This window comes from Pseudoduganella ginsengisoli (genome assembly GCF_009720865.1).
Taxonomy (GTDB): domain Bacteria; phylum Pseudomonadota; class Gammaproteobacteria; order Burkholderiales; family Burkholderiaceae_D; genus Rugamonas; species Rugamonas ginsengisoli.
In genome coordinates this window covers 1-353 of sequence record NZ_WNLA01000097.1, presented here as the reverse complement: position 1 = coordinate 353, position 353 = coordinate 1, and the positions used below count along the sequence as shown (strand labels likewise).

Annotated in this window: 1 protein-coding gene; it reads right to left on the bottom strand. The window is 65.2% G+C overall.

What is annotated here, in order from left to right:
* Window positions 1–353, bottom strand: a 353-nt coding sequence (locus GM668_RS30790) for an Ig-like domain-containing protein (protein WP_170305933.1), incomplete at both ends; no start/stop codon positions are given.

Sequence of the window (353 nt, the reverse complement as noted above, 5' to 3'; positions counted from 1 at the left end):
TGCCGGTAATGGTCGGTGTGGTGACACGGGTCAGGTTGTCGGTGTTCACATCACCGGAGTCGGACGCTGCAGTCAGGTCCAGCGCTGCCGGCGCGGACGGCGCAGTGCGGTCCACCGTCACAGCCAGTGCCTCGGAACGGGCGCTGACATTGCCTGCCGCGTCAACCTGCTCGGTAGTAAAGGAAATGCCACTGCCATCGGCGACACCTGTCGCCGTAATACTCCAGTTGCCGGAACCGTCGGCCACCGCCGAACCGGCCAGGACTGTATCGGCATACAGGCGCACGGTGGCGCCCGCAGCTGCGCCGTTGCCGGTGAAGACCAGGCCGGTAGCGTTGGTAATGTTGTCGGTG